This window comes from Rhodoligotrophos appendicifer, from assembly GCF_007474605.1.
Taxonomy (GTDB): domain Bacteria; phylum Pseudomonadota; class Alphaproteobacteria; order Rhizobiales; family Im1; genus Rhodoligotrophos; species Rhodoligotrophos appendicifer.
Genome location: NZ_VHKL01000003.1, coordinates 511,729 through 529,292, shown reverse-complemented (window position 1 = coordinate 529,292; position 17,564 = coordinate 511,729). Strand labels below are relative to the sequence as shown.

Below are 17,564 nucleotides of genomic sequence, written 5' to 3'. Positions count from 1 at the left end.
GACGCAGCCTGCGGCTGCTCCTCAGGATGAGGGGTCCTCGAGCCGCATGGGGTCCCGGCTCTGCGCTGCGCTCCGGCCGGGATGACGGTGGAATTATTGGGTCATCCCGGGCTTGACCCGGGATCCCGGGCGTCCTTCGAGACGGCCCTTCGGGCCTCCTCAGGATGAGGCCTTCGAGGCGCAGCCTGCGGCTGCTCCTCAGGATGAGGGGTCCCCGAGCCGCAGGGGGCCCCGGCTCGGCGCTGCGCTCCGGCCGGGATGACGGGTGGGGGGGCTGAGGTCTTAATAGGGGGTGGGGCGGAGGAGGATGTGCTTCTTCTTGCCGAGGGAGAGCTTGATCACGCCGTCGGCATTCACGTCGGCGGAGGTCAGCAGGCGCTTGTCGTCGGTCACCGCTTCGTCGTTGATGCGGATCGCGTTGCCGGCGACGGCGCGGCGGAGTTCGGAATTGCTGGCGCCCAGGCCGGCGCGGACGCCGGCGGCGAGGATGCCGATGCCGGTCTCCAATTCGCTGCGCCCGATCTCGATGGTGGGCAGGCCGGAGGCGGCGGTGCCCTCCTCGAAGGCCTGACGCGCCGTCTCGGCCGCCTGTTCGGCTGCCGCGCGGCCATGGAGCAGAGCCGTGGCTTCGGTCGCCAGAACCTTCTTGGCCTCGTTGATCTCCTGGCCGGACAGGGCCTCCAGACGCCGAATGTCGTCCAGGGACAGCTCGGTGAAGAGTTTCAGGAAGCGGCCGACATCGCCATCCTCGCTGTTGCGCCAGAACTGCCAGTATTCGTAAGGACTCAGCAGCTCGGGCTTCAGCCACATGGCGCCCTGGGCGGTCTTGCCCATCTTGGCGCCGGAGGCGGTGGTGATCAGGGGGCAGGTCAGGGCATAGAGCTGGTCGGTGCCCATGCGGCGGCCCAGATCGATGCCGTTGATGATGTTGCCCCATTGGTCGGAGCCGCCCATCTGGAGGCGCACGCCATGGCGGCGGCTGAGCTCGACGAAATCATAGGCCTGGAGGATCATGTAGTTGAATTCCAGGAAGGAGAGCTCGTGCTCGCGCTCGAGGCGGGTCTTGACGCTGTCGAAGCTGAGCATGCGGTTGACGGAGAAGTGGCGGCCGACATCGCGCAGGAAGTCGATGTAGTTCAAGGGCGCCAGCCATTCCGCATTGTCGGTCATGAGGGCCGCGTTGGGCGCTGCCTCGTAGCTGAGGAAGCGGGAGAAGACCTCGCGCAGGCTCAGCTTGTTCGCCTCGATCTGCTCGAGGGTGAGGATCCTGCGGCTCTCGTCCTTGCCGGAGGGATCGCCCACGCGGGTGGTGCCGCCGCCCATGAGCGTGACCGGGCGATGGCCGGTCTTCTGAAACCAGCGCAGCATCATGATGGAGAGAAGATGGCCCACATGCAACGAGGGGCCGGTGCAGTCATAGCCCACATAGGCGGTGACTGGGCCGGCCGCGCAGAGGGCGTCGAGACCCTCCAGATCAGAACATTGGTGGACGAATCCCCGTTCGTGGAGGATGTTCAGGAAATCTGATCTCAACTCGGTCATCGCGTTTCGGCCGTTCGCAGCTGTGAAGGCGCGGGTCTTAGCACAAGGGGGTGGCATGACAAAGGTCTTCACCGCACTCGGCATGATGAGCGGCACCTCGCTCGACGGGATCGACATCGCCCTCCTGCGCACCGATGGCGGGGGACGGGTGGAGCGCGGTGCGGCCATGACGGTCGCCTCTCCGCCGGCGTTCCGGGAGAGGCTGGTGGCGGGGCTCGCCGAGGCGCTCACGATCAAGCAGCGCGACGCGCGGCCGGGCGCGCTTGCCGCGCTGGAGCGGGAGATCACCGAACGGCATGCGGCGGTGGTTGATTCATTCTGTCAGCGCGAGGGCCTAAGGGATTCCACCATCGACGTGATCGGGTTTCACGGACAGACCGTCCTGCACCGGCCGGCCGACCGGCTCACCGTGCAGCTCGGCGACGGAGCCCTGCTGGCGGAGCTCACCGGCATCACGGTGGTGAACGATTTGCGCGCCGCCGACGTCGCCGCGGGCGGCCAGGGTGCTCCCTTCGTGCCGGTCTATCACCGGGCGCTGGCCGCCTCCCTGGCGGAGCGGCCGGTGGTGTTCGTCAATATCGGCGGTGTGGCGAATGTGACCTTCATCGGCCCGCAAGGCGAACTGCTCGCCTTCGATACGGGGCCGGGCAATGCCATGCTCGACGACTGGGTGCAGCGGCACCGGGGCATGAGCTGCGATACCGACGGGCGGCTGGCTGCCCAGGGCCGGGTGGACGAAGCGCTGCTGGCCCGCTGGATGCGCCATGACTTCTTCTCAAGACCCGCGCCCAAGTCCCTGGACCGCAACGATTTCGACGTCTCGGCCCTGGCCCAGGCGAGGGTGGAGGACGGGGCTGCGACATTGACGGCGTTCACGGCGGCGGCCATCGCCGCGGGACTTGCCCAGCTGCCGGCGACGCCCGCCTTGTGGGTGATCTGCGGCGGCGGACGGCACAATCCGACCCTCATGGGGATGGTGCAGGCGCGCCTGCCAGGACGGGTGGTGGCAGCCGAGGCGGTGGGCGTCGCCGGAGATTCGGTGGAGGCGGAGGCCTTCGCCTATCTGGCGGTGCGCAGCCTGCGCGGGGCGCCCCTGTCGTTTCCCGGCACCACGGGCGTGCCGGCGGCGATGACTGGCGGGGTGGTGCATCGGCCGGCGGGTGTGCGCAAGCGGGCGTCCTTCGAGACGGCCCGGCGGGCCTCCTCAGGATGAGGCCTCCCCCTTTCGGCTGTCATCCCGGGCTTGACCCGGGATCCCGGGCTGCATGGGGTCCCTGGCGGCATGGGTCCCGGATCTGCGCTGCGCTCCGTCGGGGATGACGGGTGTGTGGGGCGGGGCTCAGTCGCTGCCCTTCAACTGAACCAGATAATTGAGAATGAGCTCCACGTCGGTCTCGTCGACAGGTGCCTTGTAGGCCGATTGCATCTTCCGAATGATCGCCAGCCATGCCGCTTGCGGCAGCGGCGGCTGCGAGAGCACCATCCCGGCTGAATGACAGGCCAGGCAATTGGCATTCATCGCTTCGGCGCCAGGACCGTCGGGGAAGAGACGGTCGGCCTCGGGCAATTCGACGGAGACGGAGGTAAAATCCGACAGCGGAGGGGCGGCCGCGGCGGCCGACTGGACTGCCAGCCCGAGAGCCACAATGACGGACATCCAAATGACGGCTGGTTTCGGTGGCATGCCAGAACTCCTCAAGCGACGATGAGGTGAAGGGTCTCGACGCTGTTTCGCATGAAACCCGACGGGTTCCAGTTCGCGGTGAGGGGCTGGGACAAGCCGCGCTCGTTGGTGCAACGGACCATCACCGCGGCTCGGCCGGGAGGCAGGGTGATCGCACTCTGCCAGCGGCGGAAGCTATAGCGGCCAAGGTCGCTGCCAAGATGCGCCAGGCGCCAGGAGGCGCCCGCGTCCGTGGAGACCTCGACCTTGGACACGCCGCAGTCGCCGCCCAAGGCAATGCCGCGAAGGGTGAGTGGGGTGTGGGCGGGAAGTGTTCGATCCCCGGTCATGTTGGTGATAAAGGCGCGCGGTACCATGGCGCCGATCGGCACCATGGTGACCGTTTCGCCGGGCGTCATGGTCGCGGCAGGGTTGTCAGGGACGAGATAGGCCTTGGTCGTCCAATAGTTTTCGTCGGGGCGATCGAGCACCTCAATGTCGGAGAGCATCTTCACCCAATAGGTCGCATACCAGCCCGGCACCACGAGGCGGAGCGGAAAGCCGTTCAGCAGGGGCAGCTGTTCGCCATTCATGGCGTAGGCAACCATGACTTCGCCATCCCGGGCATGATCGACCGAGAGCGATTTTCTGAAATCGGGCGCATCCGGCATCAGCGGCTCATCGAGACCCGCGAAGCGGACGAATAAAGCGCCTCGACGGAGGCCCGCACGGTCGAGGATGTGGCGCAGGGGAACCCCTGTCCAGCGGCTGTTGGACATGGACCCGTTGGCCCATTGAGCGCCCGGCACCCGAGGCTCCACGAAACCGCGCGAATTGCCAGAGCACTGGTTTACGGCAACGTAGTCCAGGGATGGCATTCTCAGGAGATCGGAGAGGGTGAGGCGCAAGGGGGAGTTGACCTGGCCGCGAATGGCAAGCCGGAACGCGTCGGCGTCGATGTCGAGGGGGATGTCGGCCCAGTGCCATCGGACGTAGGCCCGATCATTGGGCGTTATGATCTCCTTGTCGAACACCTGCATAGGGGTTTCCAGCAGGGGCGGCCGAGTGCGTTGCAGGATCATGCCGGTCTTGCCGGGGAAAGCCGAGGTGAGACGACGCTGGCCCACCCCGCCGGGCAGTCCCAGGTCGATCGCTTCTTCGGCCAACACTGGAGGTAGAGGCGCAACCATGGACAGCCCTGCCGACCCTGCACCGGCGAGGAAAAGACGCCGGCTGATTATGTCGTCCGGAGAAGACATGATTTGCAAACCCTCAAGTGGTGTATGGTGTTCCAATCTATATCGGTTTATAGTTTGTATGAGGCAATGTTTTATAAATCTATACTATGCAGTTGTAATATAAGCGGTTCGGTCGTCGACGTTGAGGGTCGTCGGGACCGCCCATTGACGGGTGACCCCGGGCACGGTTGCGAGCGGCAGGCCGTATCGGGCGTGGGGAAGGATGCCGCTGGTACAAAGGGTGCGGTGGGGAGCAAGGGGCCCGGGAGAGGGTGACCGCAGGATCCTTCAAGACGCAGCCTTGCGGCCGCCCCTCAGGATGAGAGTTTCCCTTCTGGCTGTCATCCCGGGCTTGACCCGGGATCCCGGGCCGCATGGGGTCCCGGATCTGCGCTGCGCTCCGTCCGGGATGACCTGGGGAAGCGGACGGCAAGGGGTCCCGGATCGGAGCTGTGCTCCGTCCGGGATGACACGGGGAAGCGGGCGGCATGGGGTCCCGGATCGGAGCTGTGCTCCGTCCGGGATGACCCGGGGGTTGGGGCGGGAGGAGGTTAGGCCTTGTTGGCGAGGGCGTAGCGTTCGCTGGCTTTGGGCCAGTTCACGACCTGCCACCAGGCCTTCAGATAGTCGGGGCGGCGGTTGTTGTATTTCAGGTAATAGGCGTGCTCCCAGACGTCGTTGCCGAGGATGGGCGTGCCCTTGACTTCAGCCACGTCCATCAGCGGATTGTCCTGGTTCGGGGTCGTGGTGATGGCGAGCTTGCCCTGGTCGTCCTTGATCAGCCAGACCCAGCCCGAGCCGAAGCGGCCGGCGCCGGCGGCGTTGAACTTCTCGGTGAACTCGTCCATGGAGCCGAAGCTGCTGTTGATCGCCGCCAGGAGCTCGGGCGAGGGGGCGCTCTGCTTGCCGGTGGGGGACATGGTCTCCCAGAAGAAGCTGTGATTCCAGTGGCCGCCACCATTGTTGCGCACGGCGGCGGGACGCTGGCCGGCATCGCGGATGAGGGTCTCGAGATCCTTGCCCTGCAGCTGCGGATCGGCGGCGACGGCCTTGTTCAGATTGGTGACATAGGCCTGATGATGCTTGTCGTGATGCAGGGACATGGTCTCGGCATCGATCGCCGGTTCCAGCGCGTTGGGCTCATAGGGAAGCGCGGGCAGCTTGAAAGGGCCGTCGGTTGCGGCCGCCTGGGCAAAGGCGGGAGCTGCGCCCAGCTTCAGGGGCAACACGGCCAGGGCGGCGGCACCCCCCATCAAGATCATCCGGCGATTCATGCGCTTTCCCTTCGTCACCTCGGTGGTGGATCTATGCCCTAAATTCCGCTCGCCCGCAAAGGTGCCACAGGCGGGGGCCTGCTGGCGCAGATGTGAACGGACGCCACTTCGCCCTTGCGCTCGAGGCTGAACGGGCCGACCATATCGCTTGCTAATGAGGTTTCGTGGACTGGTGGGTTTCGTGCCCGCAGGACCCCCTGCCGGCACAGGCAACAGGGAGGACGAACCATGAACGAGGCAGGCGACAGATCGGCCGCGGGTCCGCGGTGCATAGCACTGGTGGGCCCCTATCAATCCGGCAAGACGACGCTGCTCGAGGCGCTGCTCTATCGCACGGGCGCCATCGCGCGGCAGGGGACGGCGGCGCAGAAATCCATGGTGGGAGACGCCAGTGCGGAAGCCGGCAGCCATGGCATGAGCGTGGAGATGAATGTCGGCACCACCGAATTTCTCGGCGAGCGCTACAGCTTTCTCGATTGCCCCGGCTCCATCGAATTCGCCCAGGAGCAGGAGGCGGCATTGGCCGCCTGCGACGCGGCGGTGGTGGTGTGCGAGCCCGACGAGAAGAAGGTGCCCGCCCTGCAGCTCATCCTGAAGCAGCTGGACGCGCTCGGCGTGCCGCGCTTCCTGTTCATCAACAAGGTCGACCGCGCCGAGGGGCGCATCCGCGACGTGCTGGAGGTGCTGCAGCCCGCCAGCGCGCGGCCCCTGGTGCTGCGGCAGATCCCCATCTGGCAGAACGGGATCGTCACCGGTTTCGTGGATCTCGCTTTGGAGCGGGCCTTCCTCTATCGCGAACATGCCCAGAGCGAGGTGATCGAGCTGCCGGGCGATCTCGGCCAGCGCAAGCTCGAGGCGCGCTTCCACATGCTCGAGCAGCTGGCGGATTACGACGACGATCTGATGGAGCAGCTGCTGGAGGAGGTGGAGCCGCCCCGCGACCGGGTGTTCGAGGATCTGCGGCGCGAGCTGCGCGAGGGGCTGATCACGCCGGTGCTGCTGGGCTCGGCCGAGAAGGGAAACGGCATTTTCCGGCTGCTGAAAGCCCTGCGCCACGAAGCTCCGGGGATCGCCGCCACCGCCCAACGGCTCGGCGTGGCGTCCAAGGGAGAGACGGTCGCCCAGGTGATGAAGACGCTGCATACCGCCCATGGCGGCAAGCTCTCGGTCTCGCGCATCCTGGCCGGCTCGCTCAGCGACGGGGACATGGTGGTGGGCAAGGCCGGACGCTCGGAGCGGATCGCCGGGCTGATGGTGCTGAACGGGCAGGAGATGCGCAAAGTGGGCACGGCAGGGGCCGGCGACACGGTGGCGCTGGGCCGGCTCGACAGCGTCGGCACCGGCGAGACCCTGGCCACGGGCAAGGTCGCGCCGGCGCAATTGGGCCGCGTCACCCGTGCGGCCCCGGTCTATGGGCTCGCCGTCTCGGTGAGCGACCGCAAGGACGAGGTGAAGCTGACGGCGGCCATCACCAAGCTCACGGAGGAGGACCCGTCGCTCGCCCTCGACCATAATGCCATCACCCATGAAATGGTGCTGTGGGGGCAGGGGGAGATGCATCTGCGGGTCGCCCTGGAGCGGCTGGCCGGGAAATATGGGGTGGCGGCGCAGGCCCAGCCGCGCCGCATCGCCTATCGGGAAACGATCCGCAAGGCGGCGAGCGTGCGCGGCCGGCACAAGAAGCAGTCGGGCGGCCATGGCCAGTTCGGCGACGTGGTGCTGGACATCAAGCCGCTGCCGCGCGGGGAGGGATTCTCGTTCACCGACACGATCACCGGCGGCGTCGTGCCGAAGCAGTATATTCCGGCGGTGGAGGCCGGGGTGAAGGATTATCTCGTCCGCGGACCGCTGGGCTTTCCGGTGGTCGATATCGCCGTCAACCTGGCGGACGGCTCCTATCACACGGTGGATTCCTCCGAAATGGCGTTCAAGACCGCCGCCCGCATCGGCATGACCGAGGGCATGGCGCAATGCCAGCCGATCCTGCTCGAGCCCATTGTCGAGGTGGAGGTGCATGTGCCCTCGGAGACGACGGCGCGGGTCAATCAGATCGTGAGCGGCCGGCGGGGGCAGATCCTCGGCTTCGATGCGCGCGCCGGCTGGCCCGGATGGGATAGTGTGAAGGCGCATATGCCGGAGGCCGAGCTGCAGACGCTCATCATCGAGCTGAGATCGGCGACGGCCGGGGTCGGCACCTTCGGGTTCCGCCAGGACCACATGGCGGAGCTCACGGGAAAGGCCGCGGAGCAGGCAAGGGCCAGCGTCCGAGCCGAGGCGGCATGAGCCGCCGAGGCGGCATGAGCCGCCGAGGCGGCATGAGCGGGATCAGTCGTCCGCCTTGTCCTCGGAGGGCCGTCGCGATCCGCGCCGGCCTTCCTCGGCCTCCAGCTGTTCGCGGGCCAGCGCCCAATGCTGCTCGTGGCGGCCGTCGGGCCAGCCTTCACTGACCCAGATATAGTGGGCGCGTCGGCGGATGCGCTCCTTGAAGTCCGGGTCGTCGTCGTCGTCTGCCGCCATGGATCGACCCTCTCCTTGTGCGTCAGGGGAAGTGTAGCGCGGATGGCCCCCTCAGGCGAGGGCGGTGTTATCCGGGCGCGGGGGCGACGGCGCGGCCGTGCGACGGTGCGGCCGTGGCGTCCTGAGCGGGTGCCGAAGCCTGGCCCGAGGCTCGGGCCGAGGCCCGGGCGGCTTGAGCCAGAAGCCAGGTGCGCAGGCTGCGCAGCCGCCGGTCGGCGGACAGGACGGGGGGATAGACGAGATAGTAGCCCGCGCCCGTGGTCAGGCGATGGTCGAAGAGGCTGTGCAGGCGGCCCGCCCGCAGATCGTCGGCTGCGATCTCCAGACCGGCCAGGGTGATGCCGGCCCCATCCATGGCGGCGGTCAGACAGAAGCCGACGGAATCGACGATGGTGATGGCCGCCGGGGTCACCGGTCCGCCGGGAAGGGCGGCGTTCCACGCCTCGAACTCCGCCCGCCGGTGATGCGACAGGAACAGGTTGGTGCCGCCGAGGGCGCGGCGCAGGGCGGCGTCGTCGGGGGCTGCCAGGACGGGCGCGCCCAACAGGGTGAGGGTCTCCGCAAAGAGGCGGTCGGAGACCAGGCCCGGCCAGTCGCCGCGACCGCTGCGGATGCCGGCATCGGCGGTGCCGGCGGCGAGATCGACCATGTCCTGGGTGGTGGTGATCTGCAGCTCCGTGCCGCGCCGGTCGAAGGGATAGGAGGCCAGGCGCGGCGACAGCCAATGCGTGGCGAAGGTCGGCAGGACGGTCAACCGCAGCGGGCCGATCTTGCGCGGCGCGCGCAGGGCGGTGACGGCGCCGGTGATCCTCTCAAAGGCCGAGGTGAGCTCCGGGCTGAGGCTGCGGCCGGCACTGGTGAGCACGAGACCGGCGCCCTCGCGGCGCAGGAGCTCAAGGCCGAGGCCATCCTCCAGGACGCGCAGCTGGTGGCTGACGGCGGACGGGGTGACGCCGAGCTCGAGGGCCGCCTGCTTGATGGACAGGTGGCGGGCGGCGGCCTCGAAGGCGCGCAAGGCATTCAGGGGGACGGGCAAAGGCAGCATGGCTTCGACTCGGGGTGAAAGGAGCGGAGATCGCCATGACGCCTCACTCGAGAAGATGAGGGAAGACCATGGGGATCAGGGAGACCACGAGCAGGAGCGCCATGGCGACGTTGAACAGGCGCAGGCGTTCGCTGCTGCCGAGGGCGCGGCGCAACGCGACCCCGCCGCCGGTCCAGGCGATGATGCACAGGGCGTTGATGACGGCGAAGATCCCCGTCAGCACCGCGAGGCTGGCCAGGAGGTTGTCGGTGGCGACATAGCCGGCCACGGCGCCGATCGCCATCATCCAGGCCTTGGGATTGACCAGCTGGAAGGCCGCCGCCTGGAGAAAGCTGATGGGATCGCGGCTCTGGACGGCGTTCTGAGGATGGGCGGTGGCGATGATCCAGGCGAGGTAGAGCATATAGGCGCCGCCGACATAGCGGAGGATGTCGTGGAGAGCGGGATAGGCCTGAAACAGGCTGCCGATGCCGCAGCCCAGAGCCAGCAGCATGGCGCTGAAGCCGCAGCAGACGCCCAGCATATGCGGGATCGAGCGCTGAAAGCCGAAATTCACGCCCGAGGCCATGAGCATGGTGTTGTTGGGGCCGGGGGTGATGGAGCTGGCGAAGGCATAGGCCGCGATGGCGGCGATCTGTTCGGGGGCCATGGGATTTCTTCGTTAACATATCATGGATGTATCGATACGATAATCGAAAGCGCAATACAATATGTGCGTCAGCCTCTAAGAGAGGTTCAGATCACCATGTCGAGAGGCGCCCGGGCGAGGCCGGCGAGAGACTGGAGCGCCTGATCGAGATCGTCCATGGCGACCGTCATCAGGCAGAGGCGGATGCCGGCAAGCTCGGTGCCGGGCACCAGCATGGAGTCCGGCGGGGTCAGGCGGATGCCGATATCGGCGGCCCGGCGGGCCAGGCGTTCCGCCTCGCTCAAGCGCATGGGCAGCCAGAGATGGGGGGCGCCGTCGGGCATGGGCAGGGCGACCAGATCCAAGCGGCGGCTCGCGAGGTGGACGCGGTCGCGGGCTTCGCGGCGGAACTGGAGGGCGAGACCGACATCCTGGCCCATCTCGATCAAGTTGCAGCCGGTCTCCACGGCGAGCGGCGCCGGTCCCCAGATCTCGGCCCGCAGGCGTGCGGCAATGGCGTCGCGGCGGGCGGCCGGCGGGGCCAGGACGCCGAGGCGGACGAGGGCCGTGACACTCTTGGACAGGCTGGTGACGTAATAGACGCGGTCGGGGGCCAGCTCCTTGAAGGTCGGAGCACCCCGGCTGCCATAGATGCTGTAGATGTCGTCCTCGACGATGACGGCATCATGGACCTTGCAGATGCGCAGGATGTCGCGACGGCGGGCCGCGGTCATCTCGAAGCCGAGGGGATTCTGGCAGATGGGGGTGACGTAGAGAGCGCGGCAGGCGGTCTCGGAGAAGCAACGCTCGAGGGCATCCGGCACCATGCCCTCCTCGTCATGGGCGATGGGCAGGACCTCCAGTCCGAGCTGGTGGGCGACGGCCAGCGCGCCGGGGAAGGTCGCGCCTTCCGTGGCGATCTGGCGCGAGCGGCGGGCGAGATCGGCAAAGGCCAGAGCGAGGCCCTGCTGGGCGCCGACGCAGAGGACGAGATCGTCGGCGGCGCAGTCGAGCCGGGTGCGGGCGAGCCAGCCGGCCATGACCCGGCGCTGCCCGGGGGTGCCGGTCAGGTCGACATAGCCGCCATTGGGCAAAGAGATGACGGTGCGGGCCGCCCGCTCGGAGGCGGCAGCAAGGGCATCGGGCGACAGCAGCGGCGGGGGTGCGTTGAGGCTGAGGTCGATGGGGCCGTCGAGGCGGCGAGGGCGCTCGGCGGCAAGCACGAAGGTGCCCCGGCCCGGCTCGCCGCGGACGATGCCACGCTCGCTCAGGCTGTCGATGGCCCTGGTCACGGTGCCGATGGCGACGCCGAACTGGCGGGCAAGGTCGCGATGCGGCGGCAGGCGCTCGCCGGGCTTCATGGCCTCGCGCACCCTCTGCTCGAGGAGAGTGGCGAGGCGGTCGTGGAGCCGGCCTTCGCCTGCGGGGATCGGGTCTGTCACAGCGGTCGCGATTGTATCACCCATTGACCAACACGCCGGGACAATCGGCGCCATGCCCCTGTTTCTATACCTCCGAAGGCGCGGGAATTCCACGCAAAATCCAGTCCTCCGACGCTAAAGCGGACCGACAACGTGAGAAATGTCTCTCACGTGTTGAGATCTATTGCATCGACTGTATCGCGTGAAGGAGAGACAATCGGCCTGTGTCGATAGTCATTCCACGAGGGCCTTCATGGGCAAAACAGTCCCGGCGACCAAAGCGCGGATCCTCGCTGCGGCAGGCGCGCTGGCCGCACGGGCGCCGGCGGTGGCGAAGGGGGGCGCCCGGCTTGTCCGCACAGTGTTCGAACGCTACCGCCGGCGCCGCCGGCGCCGTGACGGCCTCCTGCTGCTGTCGAGGCTGGAGCCGCGGCTCATGAAGGATTGCGGGCTCTATCGCGAGGACATCCCCGCGATCCTCGATGCCTATGGGCGCGGCGAGCGCTATCTGCGTCCGGGCGATCGGCCGGACGGCACGGCGCGCGATGGTTGAGACGCGAGGTGGCAAGAGCACGCGACGGCGGGGTTCGCCGCCGTCGCAGCTGGCTGCTGGGGACGCGGGTCAGCCGGCAGGGAGGAGCTCCATGAGCTTCTCATATTGGGCGTCGGCCACCTCCAGGCCCTGGGCGGCGGAGCGGTCGCGATTGCCATGGCGGCGCTCGCCGGGCAGGCGGGCCCCCTCGTTGGTGGCATATTCGGCGAACATGTCCTCGGCGCGCTCGATGACGCCGTCGCCGAAGCGGGCGGGATCGATGACGATGATGGTCATGCCGGCGCTGCAGGTCTTCGGCGGGGGAAGCTTGCGGGACTGGTCCTCGAAGCCGAACAGACCGCCGCCGAGGCCCGCCGCCAGCAGCTCGACCATCAGGGCGATGGAGGTGCCCTTGTGCTTGCCGAAGCTCGCCAAGGCGCCGCCGTCGCGGATGCCGGCCGGATCGGTGGTCTCGCGGCCCTCGGCATCGTAGCCGACACCCGGGGGGAGGGACTTGCCGTCACGGGCATGCATGAGCACCTCGCCATGGGCCATGACGCTGGAGGCCTGGTCCCAGAGCAAGGGCGGCTTGCCGGCCCGCGGCCAGACGAAGCCCATGGGATTGGTGCCGAGCAGCGCGCGGGTGCCGCCCCAGGGCGCCATGAGGCTCAGGGAGTTCACGAAGGCAAGGCCCGCCAGTCCGGCCTCGCCGAAGGGCTCGAGATCAGGCCAGAGGGCGGCGTAATGATGGGCATTGCGGATGGAGAGGGCGGCGATCCCGCAGTGGCGGGCCTTGTCCATCACGAGGTCGCGGCCGGCCTCCTGGGCGACCTGGGAGAAGCCATTGGCGCCGTCGACGGTGACGACACCGGGCGCGCGGTCCTCGACGATGGGCTCGGCCTTGCCGTCGACCCAGCCGGCGCGCAGGCTGGAGACGTAGCCCGGCATGCGAAAGACGCCATGGCTCAGCGTGCCGGCGACCTCGGCGGTCATGACCGTGTGGGTGAGGGCGCGGGCCGTGGTCTCGGAGCAGCCATTCTCCAGAAAGATGCGCATCACCAATTGGCGGAGGTCTTCGGCCGAGAGCTTCATGCGTGTTCCCATCGTCTTCCATGTTGTCAGCAAGCAGCGCTCCCCGGGGGCTCGCCGCGACGGCGCCGGCCTTGAGGCCGGACCGGAGAGTTGTATACGCTGAGGACGGCGGCGTCAGCAGTCGCCTTCCGTCGGAAATCGGACCTGGATCCGAGGCGTGGACCCCGCTAGCCTGGGCGCTCCCGTTTCAACGGCTTCCCGTTTTCAACGGTTTCCCGTTTTCAACAGTGAGATCATGCATGTCGGTCGTCATCGTCACCCGGCCCGTCGCCGGGGTCGCCCAGGTCCAGATCAGCCGGCCGGAAGCGCTCAACGCCCTCAACATGGAGGTGCGGCAGGGGTTGGCTGCCGCGTTTGACGGGCTGGCGCAGGATGAGGAGATCCGGGCGGTGGTGCTCACCGGCAGCGAGACGGTGTTCGTCGCCGGGGCGGACATCAAGGTGATGCTGGAGACGCAGCCGGTCGATCACCTGCTGCGCAAGCTGCACGTGTTGTGGGAGTCGCTGACGCGGTTTCCCAAGCCGGTCATCGCAGCCGTGGAGGGCTATGCGCTGGGCGGCGGCTGCGAGCTTGCCATGCATGCCGACATCATCGTCGCCGGCGAGACCGCAACTTTCGGCCAACCCGAGGTGAAGGTGGGGGTGATGCCGGGCGCCGGGGGCACGCAGCGGCTGTTGCGGGCGATCGGCAAGTACAAGACCATGCTGCTGGTGCTGACGGGGGAGACCTTCAGCGGGCGCGCCGCCTTCGAGATGGGGCTCGCGAGCCGCGTGGTGCCGGACGGGTCGGCGCTCGCCGAGGCTCTCAAAATCGCGGAACGGATCGCCGCGATGCCGCCCCTAGCGGTGGCGCAGATCAAGGAAGTGGTGGCGGCGGGCGAGGATGCGCCCCTGGATACGGCGCTGCGCCTGGAACGGAAGGCCTTCCAGCTGCTGTTCGATACCGCCGACCAGAAGGAAGGCGCGCGCGCCTTCCTGGACAAGCGCAAGCCCCACTTCACGGGGCGGTGATGGGCAAAGGTGAAATGAGGGACGTTGATCGGCCCTCCGGGGCTGGACGAGCAGGGGGTCGGGTTGGTAGCATGGGTAAAATGAACCTAGTTCCGTAGAGTGAAACTCGAGAAGGTGCGATGCAGCGAACGGCCCTGTCAGATCTCATCGTGCTCGAAGTCGGCGACCGGGTCGCCTGTGCCGCCTGCGGCCTGCTGCTGGCTCAGGCCGGAGCGACGGTGATCGTCGTCGAGCCGGAGCAGCCGGGCTCGCACCATAAATGGCGCAGCCGCGCCACGCTGACGGCGGGAAAACGCAGCCTGGGCTGGAGCGAGCGGGCCGAGGACCAGGCGATGCTGGCCAAGGCCGTGGCCGCTGCGGATGTGGTGCTGACCTCGTCCGATGTGGCAAGCCCGCTCGGCGATGCTGTGGCCGCGCTGGTGACCGACCGTGCCATCGTCTGCGACGTCACCGGGTTCGGGTCTGATGCGCCGGCGGAGCAGCGCGGCTGGGGCGAGAAGCTGCTGCAGGCGGTAACCGGCGTCGCCGACGTCACGGGATTGCCGAGCCTGCCGCCCATGCCGTCGGAGGTCTCCGCCCTCGAATTTCACGCCGGGCTCTATGCGGCGACCGGCGTGGTGGCGGCAATCCGCAGCCGCCGCCTGGACGGGGTGCCGCAGCGGGTCGATATCAGCATCTATGAATGCGGCATCAACGCGCTGGCGACCTATCTGCCGCTGCATTACGGCGGCAAAGCCACGAAGCGGGCCGGGAACCGGCATCCCATGGCCGCCCCCTGGAACGCCTATCGCGCCAGCGACGGCTGGGTGCTGCTCTGTTCGGCCAAGGATGAGCACTGGTCAAGGCTTTGTGCGCTGATGGAGACGCCGGCCCTGGCGCAGGATGGTCCGCTCGCCAAGCTCGCCGACCGGATCGTCCGGGTCGAGGAGGTCGATGCGGTCGTAAATGACTGGATGGGCAGCCAGTCGGTGGAGCATTGCGTCGACCGGCTCAATCGCGGCGACATCGCCTCGGGCCCGATCCTCGAAATCGCCAAGCTGGAGCAGGACGACAATGTCATGCATCGGCGCATGGCCCTGCGGCTCAAGGATCCGGTCACTGGCGGACAGGCCCTCGTCGCCGGGGCGCCGCTCAAGGCCTCGCGGACGCCCGGGCTTGCGCCGGAGGCGATCCCGGTCCGGGATGGCGATCGTAGCTTCGTCGCCGGCCTGGCGCCCCGTGATTCTGCTGGCGGCGACACGCGTGCGCCGCGCTCTGCTGCTGGCGCAGACACGCGTGCGCCGCAGTTGCCCTGCGCAGGGCTGCGGGTGATCGAGATCGGCCAGTATACGACGGCGCCCCTGGCGGCCCGGCAGCTCGCCTCGCTGGGGGCGGAGGTGCTCAAGGTCGAGCCGCTCGCCGGGGAGGCCTCGCGGGCCTGGCCGCCGCATCAGGCCGGCACGGGCTATTTCTTTGCCATGAGCAACAGCGGCAAGCGCAGCGTCGCCCTCGACCTGCGCGACGCGGCCGATCGCGAGATCTTCCAGGGGTTGCTGGAGACGGCGGATGTGCTGGTGGAAAACATGAAGCCGGGCTCGCTCACCCGGCTCGGCTACGACCCGGCCGCGCTGGAGCGGATCAATCCGCGGCTCGTCTATTGCGGGATCTCCGGATTCGGAGCCTCCTCGGTGCATCCCGGGCGGCCGGCCTTCGATACGGTGGTGCAGGCCATGTCGGGAATCATGGACCTCACCCGGGTCGAGGGGGTGCCGACGAAGCTCGGCATCTCGGCCGGCGACATCACCGGCGGCCTGTTTGCCTGCTTCGCGATCCTGGCGCTGCTCGAATATCGCGACCGGAGCGGGCAGGGGCAGGCGATCGACCTTGCCATGCAGGATGCCGCGGTGTGGATGACGCAGACGAACTGGAACGGCGAGACGCCAGAGGATCTGACCATGATCACCTGCCGGGATGGTCATGTCGCGGTCGCTGCCGATGCGGCGGCGGTCGCGGCCCAGGAGCAGGAGACGGGGATCGCGTTCGCCGCCCTGGAGCGTGCGGCAGCGGCAGCAGCCTTGAGCCAAGCGGGCTTTGCGGCGACAATCGTGCGCTCGGTGGCGGAGGTCGCGGATGATCCGGCGACGGTTACGGCGGGCGTCGTGAACTGGCGCCACAGCGACGGGCTCGACTGGCCCCTGCTCGGGCCGCCCTTCCGCCTGTCGCGCACACCGGCCGTGGTCGGTGAGCCCATCGGGCCGCTGGGCGAGGGCAATGACGATGCCGCGCGGCTTGCCGGTCACTCCGCGCCGCCCGAGCCGATGCGCCGGCCCGCCAATGTCTAGACACAGCAAGAGACGAGAGAGGACGCGACCATGAGCTATTACGATGCGGAACAGATCGGCATTCGCTGCACCCTGATGCGCGGAGGGACCAGCAAGGGCGTCTATCTGCACGAGCATGACCTGCCACCGGCGGGCGGGGAACGCGATGCCCTGCTGCTGCGGATGATGGGGACGCCGGACGTGATGCAGATCGACGGGCTCGGCGGGACGCATCTGGTGACCTCGAAGATCGCCATCATCGGACCGGCCACGGTGGAAGGTGCCGATGTGGACTATACCTTCGCCCAGGCCGAACTGGACAAGCCGGTGATCGACTATTCGGGCAATTGCGGAAACATCTCCGCCGGCGTCGGGCCCTTCGCCGTCGATGCGGGGCTGGTGCGGCCGGAAGAGCCGTTCACGGAGGTGCGGATCCACAACACCAACACCTCCAAGATCATGATCGCGAAGGTGCCGGTGCATCAGGGCCGCGCCAAGGTGAAGGGCGACTTCGCCATTGCCGGCGTGCCGGGGACGGGGGCGGAGATCTTCATGGACTACCGGCTCACCGCCGGGGCCAAGACCGGCAAGGTGCTGCCGACGGGAAACCGGACGGACATGCTGAAGCTCGAAAGCGGGCAAGACCTCGAGGTCACCATCTGCGACGTGGCGAATACGATCGTGTTCTGCCGGGCTGAAGATATCGGCCTGCGCGGCGACGAGGGGCCGGAGGAGATCAATCATGATCACGGGTTGGTGCAACGGCTGCGGGAAATCCGCGGCAAGGCGGCGGAGCGGATCGGCTATGCCTCGAGCTGGACAAAGGTGGACGAGGAATCCCCGTTCCTGCCCTTCGTCGTGTTCGTCTCCGAACCGAGCGCCTACAAGACGCTGAACGGTCAGCCCACAGAGGCCAAGGACATGGACTTCAAGGCCCGGCTGATCTTCATGAACCGCTGCCATGAGAGCATGGCGGGGACCGGGTCGATGTGCATCGCGGCCGCCTCGCGCGTGCCGGATTCGATCGTCAACCAAGCCATGGGGAACGGTGCGGCGGAGAAGGAGACGCTGAGCATCGGGCATCCGTCGGGCGTCATGCATGTGGTGGTGAAGACGCGCAAGGCGAACAACGAGGCCGGCATGGAGATCGAGGCTTTGGGCTTCGGACGGACCGCCCGGCGGATCATGGAGGGCACGGTGTTCGTGCCGACCGGCGGAGGGTATTGAGGGGCTGCGGGGCCTCCTCTGGCTGTCATCCCGGGCTTGAGCCGGGATCCCGGGCGGCCTTCTCCGGATGAGGGA

15 protein-coding genes are annotated in these 17,564 nt (G+C 67.9%); 6 read left to right on the top strand and 9 right to left on the bottom strand.

Features of this window, described 5'->3' with window-relative positions:
• Positions 1-282: 282 nt before the first annotated feature.
• Positions 283-1,542: a tyrosine--tRNA ligase gene (gene tyrS, locus FKM97_RS09475; RefSeq protein ID WP_144292149.1), complete on the bottom strand. Its 1,260-nt coding sequence runs from the start codon at positions 1,540-1,542 to the stop codon at positions 283-285.
• A 55-nt stretch (positions 1,543-1,597) separates the two neighbouring features.
• Here tyrS and FKM97_RS09470 point away from each other — a divergent pair, with 55 nt between their 5' ends.
• Positions 1,598-2,755: an anhydro-N-acetylmuramic acid kinase gene (locus FKM97_RS09470; protein WP_144292148.1), complete on the top strand. Its 1,158-nt coding sequence runs from the start codon at positions 1,598-1,600 to the stop codon at positions 2,753-2,755.
• A 126-nt stretch (positions 2,756-2,881) separates the two neighbouring features.
• Here FKM97_RS09470 and FKM97_RS09465 read toward each other — a convergent pair whose 3' ends face one another.
• The 3 genes from FKM97_RS09465 to FKM97_RS09455 form a co-directional block, all read right to left on the bottom strand.
• Entirely contained in the window at positions 2,882-3,226 is a 345-nt protein-coding gene (locus FKM97_RS09465) for a c-type cytochrome (RefSeq protein ID WP_246105001.1), read from the bottom strand.
• An 11-nt stretch (positions 3,227-3,237) separates the two neighbouring features.
• The gene (locus FKM97_RS09460; RefSeq protein WP_144292147.1) at positions 3,238-4,464 is read right to left on the bottom strand and encodes a molybdopterin-dependent oxidoreductase; all 1,227 of its coding nucleotides are present in this window, start codon (positions 4,462-4,464) and stop codon (positions 3,238-3,240) included.
• Positions 4,465-4,994: 530 nt separating this feature from the next.
• Positions 4,995-5,717: a superoxide dismutase gene (locus tag FKM97_RS09455; protein WP_246105000.1), complete on the bottom strand. Its 723-nt coding sequence runs from the start codon at positions 5,715-5,717 to the stop codon at positions 4,995-4,997.
• A gap of 228 nt (positions 5,718-5,945) precedes the next feature.
• On the opposite strand from FKM97_RS09455, the gene FKM97_RS09450 reads away from it, so the two are divergent.
• On the top strand, positions 5,946-8,000 hold the full coding sequence (locus FKM97_RS09450; RefSeq protein WP_144292146.1) for an elongation factor G: 2,055 nt from the start codon (positions 5,946-5,948) through the stop codon (positions 7,998-8,000).
• Between the two features lie 42 nt (positions 8,001-8,042).
• Here FKM97_RS09450 and FKM97_RS09445 read toward each other — a convergent pair whose 3' ends face one another.
• The 4 genes from FKM97_RS09445 to FKM97_RS09430 form a co-directional block, all read right to left on the bottom strand.
• A complete protein-coding gene (locus FKM97_RS09445) occupies positions 8,043-8,234 on the bottom strand; it encodes a DUF2934 domain-containing protein (protein ID WP_144292145.1) in 192 nt (63 codons plus the stop codon).
• A 67-nt stretch (positions 8,235-8,301) separates the two neighbouring features.
• On the bottom strand, positions 8,302-9,279 hold the full coding sequence (locus FKM97_RS09440; RefSeq protein WP_144292144.1) for a LysR substrate-binding domain-containing protein: 978 nt from the start codon (positions 9,277-9,279) through the stop codon (positions 8,302-8,304).
• A gap of 43 nt (positions 9,280-9,322) precedes the next feature.
• Positions 9,323-9,928 (bottom strand): LysE family translocator, encoded by a 606-nt coding sequence (locus tag FKM97_RS09435; RefSeq protein ID WP_144292143.1) that lies wholly within the window; start codon positions 9,926-9,928, stop codon positions 9,323-9,325.
• Between the two features lie 86 nt (positions 9,929-10,014).
• Positions 10,015-11,373, bottom strand: coding sequence for an aminotransferase-like domain-containing protein (locus FKM97_RS09430; protein WP_170240833.1), 1,359 nt, complete (start codon positions 11,371-11,373; stop codon positions 10,015-10,017).
• A 208-nt stretch (positions 11,374-11,581) separates the two neighbouring features.
• Between FKM97_RS09430 and FKM97_RS09425 the strand changes: the two genes are divergently transcribed.
• The gene (locus FKM97_RS09425; RefSeq protein WP_144292141.1) at positions 11,582-11,881 is read left to right on the top strand and encodes a YjiS-like domain-containing protein; all 300 of its coding nucleotides are present in this window, start codon (positions 11,582-11,584) and stop codon (positions 11,879-11,881) included.
• A gap of 69 nt (positions 11,882-11,950) precedes the next feature.
• Here FKM97_RS09425 and FKM97_RS09420 read toward each other — a convergent pair whose 3' ends face one another.
• A complete protein-coding gene (locus tag FKM97_RS09420; RefSeq protein ID WP_205014850.1) occupies positions 11,951-12,985 on the bottom strand; it encodes an Ldh family oxidoreductase in 1,035 nt (344 codons plus the stop codon).
• A 206-nt stretch (positions 12,986-13,191) separates the two neighbouring features.
• Here FKM97_RS09420 and FKM97_RS09415 point away from each other — a divergent pair, with 206 nt between their 5' ends.
• From FKM97_RS09415 to FKM97_RS09405, 3 genes are all read left to right on the top strand, one after another.
• Positions 13,192-13,962 (top strand): enoyl-CoA hydratase-related protein, encoded by a 771-nt coding sequence (locus tag FKM97_RS09415; RefSeq protein ID WP_144292140.1) that lies wholly within the window; start codon positions 13,192-13,194, stop codon positions 13,960-13,962.
• A gap of 119 nt (positions 13,963-14,081) precedes the next feature.
• A complete protein-coding gene (locus FKM97_RS09410) occupies positions 14,082-16,283 on the top strand; it encodes a CaiB/BaiF CoA-transferase family protein (RefSeq protein ID WP_144292139.1) in 2,202 nt (733 codons plus the stop codon).
• A gap of 30 nt (positions 16,284-16,313) precedes the next feature.
• A complete protein-coding gene (locus FKM97_RS09405) occupies positions 16,314-17,489 on the top strand; it encodes a 2-methylaconitate cis-trans isomerase PrpF family protein (protein WP_144292138.1) in 1,176 nt (391 codons plus the stop codon).
• Positions 17,490-17,564: the final 75 nt, after the last annotated feature.

Bases quoted from the DNA above. Each gene is read 5' to 3' on its own strand.
- FKM97_RS09415 (WP_144292140.1), top strand. From the start codon at position 13,192: ATGTCGGTCGTCATCGTCACCCGGCCCGTCGCCGGGGTCGCCCAGGTC.
- FKM97_RS09435 (WP_144292143.1), bottom strand. From the start codon at position 9,928: ATGGCCCCCGAACAGATCGCCGCCATCGCGGCCTATGCCTTCGCCAGC.
- FKM97_RS09445 (WP_144292145.1), bottom strand. From the start codon at position 8,234: ATGGCGGCAGACGACGACGACGACCCGGACTTCAAGGAGCGCATCCGC.
- FKM97_RS09430 (WP_170240833.1), bottom strand. From the start codon at position 11,373: ATGGGTGATACAATCGCGACCGCTGTGACAGACCCGATCCCCGCAGGC.
- FKM97_RS09440 (WP_144292144.1), bottom strand. From the start codon at position 9,279: ATGCTGCCTTTGCCCGTCCCCCTGAATGCCTTGCGCGCCTTCGAGGCC.
- FKM97_RS09465 (WP_246105001.1), bottom strand. From the start codon at position 3,226: ATGCCACCGAAACCAGCCGTCATTTGGATGTCCGTCATTGTGGCTCTC.
- FKM97_RS09450 (WP_144292146.1), top strand. From the start codon at position 5,946: ATGAACGAGGCAGGCGACAGATCGGCCGCGGGTCCGCGGTGCATAGCA.
- tyrS (WP_144292149.1), bottom strand. From the start codon at position 1,542: ATGACCGAGTTGAGATCAGATTTCCTGAACATCCTCCACGAACGGGGA.
- FKM97_RS09425 (WP_144292141.1), top strand. From the start codon at position 11,582: ATGGGCAAAACAGTCCCGGCGACCAAAGCGCGGATCCTCGCTGCGGCA.
- FKM97_RS09405 (WP_144292138.1), top strand. From the start codon at position 16,314: ATGAGCTATTACGATGCGGAACAGATCGGCATTCGCTGCACCCTGATG.
- FKM97_RS09460 (WP_144292147.1), bottom strand. From the start codon at position 4,464: ATGTCTTCTCCGGACGACATAATCAGCCGGCGTCTTTTCCTCGCCGGT.
- FKM97_RS09470 (WP_144292148.1), top strand. From the start codon at position 1,598: ATGACAAAGGTCTTCACCGCACTCGGCATGATGAGCGGCACCTCGCTC.
- FKM97_RS09455 (WP_246105000.1), bottom strand. From the start codon at position 5,717: ATGAATCGCCGGATGATCTTGATGGGGGGTGCCGCCGCCCTGGCCGTG.
- FKM97_RS09410 (WP_144292139.1), top strand. From the start codon at position 14,082: ATGCAGCGAACGGCCCTGTCAGATCTCATCGTGCTCGAAGTCGGCGAC.